The 4,143-nt window shown below is 55.8% G+C and carries 5 protein-coding genes and 2 pseudogenes; 4 read left to right on the forward strand and 3 right to left on the reverse strand.

Annotated elements, in window-relative coordinates; genetic code table 11:
• Both ASG39_RS24335 and ASG39_RS10640 read left to right on the forward strand, forming a co-directional pair.
• Window positions 1-196, forward strand: a 196-nt coding sequence (locus ASG39_RS24335) for a hypothetical protein (protein WP_210168571.1), incomplete at its 5' end; no start/stop codon positions are given.
• Window positions 197-640: 444 nt separating this feature from the next.
• On the forward strand, window positions 641-1,378 hold the full coding sequence (locus tag ASG39_RS10640) for a carbonic anhydrase (RefSeq protein WP_082477161.1): 738 nt from the start codon (window positions 641-643) through the stop codon (window positions 1,376-1,378).
• A 192-nt stretch (window positions 1,379-1,570) separates the two neighbouring features.
• Here ASG39_RS10640 and ASG39_RS10645 read toward each other — a convergent pair whose 3' ends face one another.
• On the reverse strand, window positions 1,571-2,581 hold the full coding sequence (locus ASG39_RS10645; RefSeq protein ID WP_062594999.1) for a hypothetical protein: 1,011 nt from the start codon (window positions 2,579-2,581) through the stop codon (window positions 1,571-1,573).
• A gap of 170 nt (window positions 2,582-2,751) precedes the next feature.
• Here ASG39_RS10645 and ASG39_RS23855 point away from each other — a divergent pair, with 170 nt between their 5' ends.
• Both ASG39_RS23855 and ASG39_RS10650 read left to right on the forward strand, forming a co-directional pair.
• On the forward strand, window positions 2,752-2,913 hold the full coding sequence (locus tag ASG39_RS23855) for a hypothetical protein (protein WP_156468122.1): 162 nt from the start codon (window positions 2,752-2,754) through the stop codon (window positions 2,911-2,913).
• A 35-nt stretch (window positions 2,914-2,948) separates the two neighbouring features.
• A pseudogene (locus tag ASG39_RS10650) lies at window positions 2,949-3,782 on the forward strand (transposase); the annotation flags it as partial.
• A gap of 19 nt (window positions 3,783-3,801) precedes the next feature.
• Here the strand turns inward: ASG39_RS10650 and ASG39_RS23285 are convergent.
• Window positions 3,802-3,887 (reverse strand): annotated as a pseudogene (locus tag ASG39_RS23285) (IS5/IS1182 family transposase); the annotation flags it as partial.
• Between the two features lie 23 nt (window positions 3,888-3,910).
• Window positions 3,911-4,143, reverse strand: a 233-nt coding sequence (locus ASG39_RS24535; RefSeq protein WP_062595000.1) for an IS5/IS1182 family transposase, incomplete at its 5' end; no start/stop codon positions are given.

Consider the following 4,143-nt stretch of genomic DNA (forward strand, 5'->3'; position numbering starts at 1 on the left):
GACCTCAATAGGGGAAATGATTGTAGCGCATGACATAAGGCATGGACATAAAGCCAATCACCAAATCAGGGCAGACGGCCTTCGGCGGAGGCATACGATGGAGCGGGCCGACCTGCATCTGCTGCTAAAGGTGACTGGACATCTCGAACTTGCAGATTTCGAAAGCTGGTTGGCGGCTATAGCCGACGCCACCTAGCGCCCGCGGTTCACGCTGGATGCCAAAGGGACGGTCACCTATCACGTGACATTGACGCCCGAGAGAGCAACCCACACGAACAGATCGGTCCACTAGCAATTACCGTCTGCCTCTGGAAATCGTCCGTAATAATTTAAATTCCAATCTAGGAGCGGACCCCTTGCTGGCCTCCGCCAACTAGGTTCTTCGGTTCCGATCGTAACATCAGTGCCATGAGCAGACTTCAATGACAGAGGAGCATTCTTGCGATTGATCCTTGTATTGAGTTTGTTCTTACCCAAATACGTTCTGCGGACCGGGCCCCTCTGATTAAGGCAAACGCCTCTATGATGTCGGACCGCATCGAGCGTGCTCGGTGCGAGTTTGTGGCCAAGTCGTAAGCTCCCCGATCATGTTCGATGTCGTGAACTAGACGCAGCTCGCGTCATTTTGGAGAGTTTTGTTATGTGTAACGTTTCTCGTCGCGTTTTTCTGACAAGCACGGCTGCTTCTGCCGCCGTTGCACTGCCTAAGGCACTTTATGCCGAGGAGGCTGGCTCCTCCTCTGTGCCCTTGGCACCGGCGCCCGTCAAAGATGGAAGGTCTACGCTGACGCCCGATGAGGCACTGGATCTGCTGAAACGGGGGAACGAGGCCTTTCTGCGAAACGAACTGGTTTATCCCAACAGGACAGAGATGCGCCGTCTCGAACTGGCTAAGGGACAAGCCCCGTTCTGCGCCTATGTCTCGTGTTCCGACAGCCGTGTTCCTCCTGAACTGCTGTTTGGGCGAGGCTTGGGTGAGCTTTTTATCATCCGCAATGCCGGCAATACGGTCGATACCGTTGCGATGGGATCGATCGAGTATGCCGTTGCCGAGCTTGGGGTCCCTCTCATCGTCATCATGGGACATGAGAGTTGCGGCGCAGTGAAGGCAGCAATGGCTGTCGTTGACAGTAATGCCCGCTTTCCTGGGCAGATCGATAACATGATCGAGCCAATCATCCCAGCCGTCCTCGAAGCACGAGGACAGATGGGTGACCCGACTGAGAATGCTGTGCGTCAGAACGTTCGCCGTGTGGTACGTACCTTGCGGGAAGAAAGCGACCCGCTACTGCTCAAACCTCTGGCGGAGGGCCGTATCAAGGTCGTTGGCGCCTATTACCGCCTCGACACCGGCGTTGTGGAATTCTTTGACCGATGATGACGTCAGAATAGGGTACTGATTGGCTTGATGTCGATAAGCCGAGAACGTTGACTTGCCAAAGGCTCACCTCGTTCACGCAGGATTGCTAGAAGGCTAATCTTAATCTCCCCCGAAGCGAATAAACGTGTCTGAATATTGCTTGCGTCACGAAGTGGCGCAAGCAATAATATTGGGGCGGCACTTGCGCCTTCATGGAAGTTCTACCCTCTCGAATTCGAAACCGTCATACCGGAAGACGTGGCGATCCCCGATGATCCAAAGGCAGTCATCAGAAACGCTGTCTATCTGCTGGATTACAGTTGTTTCATCCAATCCTGCGGACGGAGCCCGAATGACCTCGAAGCTCCTGCCGTCGAACTTCCTGAGGCCCGACGTGGTCCCGGCATAGATCTCGCCACGAAACTGCCGGACCGAATAGAAGGTAATCGCCGTGTCGGACTCATGAACGGTGGCGAAGCCGTCCCTGGCACTCCCAACAAGGAGCGTCTGGTCGTAGCCGACGATCAATACCCTGTCCGCGCTTACGCAGTGAATGTCGAGCAGATGTTCATCCGTTGGAGATGAGATCAGCGCCAGGCGTGATCCGTCCCAATGTCCGATCATCCCTCTCAGGCCGCACACATAGACATCCCGTTCCGACAATCCCTCGACACGCGTGAAGTCCGGGCTCTGGTTGCCGAGTGCAAGTCGTTCCTCGATACCGAGCGGCGCGTCACTCTCAAATTCGCCGAGCCCAAGTTCCTTCCGAATGTTCCGCTCCGCTTTGTCGCGCAACCCCCCATCGACGGCCTCCCACCCGCCGGAAGAGCGCCTGTACAACTGACCACCGAAACCACAAGCAAACAGGGTCTGCCCGGCCTCATGAATGCTTCGGAGAGAGCCATGGGGACTAGCTCGGTCATCCACCGCTTCGCTCAGATGCTCGCTTGAGTTGACGATTTCGATCCTGCCCTCCTCGCACAAAAAGCAACCGGCACGCAGGACCGAGCCGAGAGGACGACGGAGACAGACGGAAGCAATCGTTTGACCGACCCAGTCTTGGTAAGTGAAGAGCGTTTGGCTGTCGAGGTTGAGATAGAAAATCCGGCTGACCGGTGTATCGGAGCCCAATGTCTCATCTGGAAAGCCGACAATAATGAGGAATCTCTCGGATACCGCGCAGCCGTTGCCAAGGGAAACCGGAGTGCCTGGTGTCATCATGATGTGTGTCCTCCAGAATTGGTTTCGTATCCTGCCATCGCTCACCATCGGAGGATAGGTTTATGACTGCTTGTGGCGGATACCGTTGAAAAACACTTATTGATCGTCGGCTCTCAAACATCCACTTTTAACGAGGTTGCGCGGAAGAGGGGAACGCTATGGAGAGGCTTGTGCAAGCCATCGATTTCGTGATCGATATTTTTGGGGCATTGGGCGGTGGCGGACCTGAAACGGGCTTTTGGAGAAATACTGAACGCGTTGTGGTGGCCATCGCAGCAATGGTCTTATCCACCGTGCTTTGCTTTATTATTGCCGTTAAGATCATGGCGTGATTCAATCGTCGCATTGATTTGCGGAGGATTGAGCGATGATGGGATGTCAGGTAGCTCCGGCGCAGCTCTTCTACGACTTCTGCCTTGATGATCACGTTCCTGCCGACCATATGCTGCGCGGCATCGACCGCCATCTCGAACTCGACAGCGTCCGAGCGCAGTTGAAGCCTTTCTACAGTGCCACGGGCCGCCCCTCGATTGATCCCGAGCTTATGATGCGAATGCTAATCATCGGCTATTCCATTGGTATCCGCTCGGAGCGCCGACTGTGCGAGGAGGTCCACCTCAATCTCGCCTATCGCTGGTTCTGCCGCCTCGGTCTGGACAACAAGGTCCCCAATCACTCTAGCTTCTCGAAGAACCGCCATGGCCGGTTCCGGCAAAGCGACATCCTACGGCATATGTTCGAGATGGTAGTGGAACGCTGCCTCGCTCAAGGACTGGTTGGTGCGGAAGGATTTGCAGTTGATGCCAGCTTGATCGCAGCGGATGCAAACAAGCAGCGCTCGGTACCAGGATCGAAATGGGAAGCCAAAGAGGATGCTGGTCGCTCGGTACAGGAATATCTGGCAGTTCTCGACGATGCTGCTTTCGGCGCGGCCTCACCAGTCACGCCGAAGTTCATCTCCCCGTCCGATCCGGCCGCCCAATGGACTGGTGCCCATAAAGGCCACGCCTTCTTCGCCTATGCGACCAACTATCTGATCGATACACAGCACGGCGTCATTCTGGATGTGGAGGCGACACGGGCAATCCGCCAGGCCGAGGTCGGTGCATCCCGCACAATGCTCGACAGGACAGAGAACCGCTTCGGCTTGCGGCCCGATTACCTCGCGGCCGACAGTGCATACGGTTCTGCCGACAACCTAGGCTCAGGACTCATAAAATTCACAGCCAGAAGATAACAGCGGCCGCGATGCAGATGCTCGAGAAGAAGGTATGTGCACAGCGGTCATAGCGGGTGTGAATGCGCCNCTAGGCTCAGGACTCATAAAATTCACAGCCAGAAGATAACAGCGGCCGCGATGCAGATGCTCGAGAAGAAGGTATGTGCACAGCGGTCATAGCGGGTGTGAATGCGCCGCCAGTCCTTGAGCCTGCCGAACATGTTCTCGATTTTGTGGCGCTTCCTGTAGAGAACAGGATCGTGCGGGATGGGGACTTTCCGGTTGGACCGTGACGGGATGCAGGCTTCGATCTTGCGCTCGGCCAGGGCAGCGCGAAACCAGT

Origin of the sequence: Rhizobium sp. Leaf371 (genome assembly GCF_001424045.1) — a bacterium.
In the GTDB taxonomy this organism is placed as follows: domain Bacteria; phylum Pseudomonadota; class Alphaproteobacteria; order Rhizobiales; family Rhizobiaceae; genus Ferranicluibacter.

What these genes read in the sequence shown, in the direction of transcription:
- ASG39_RS10640 (WP_082477161.1), top strand. Translation starts at nt 641, where the DNA reads ATGTGTAACGTTTCTCGTCGCGTTTTTCTGACAAGCACGGCTGCTTCT.
- ASG39_RS10645 (WP_062594999.1), bottom strand. Translation starts at nt 2,581, where the DNA reads ATGATGACACCAGGCACTCCGGTTTCCCTTGGCAACGGCTGCGCGGTA.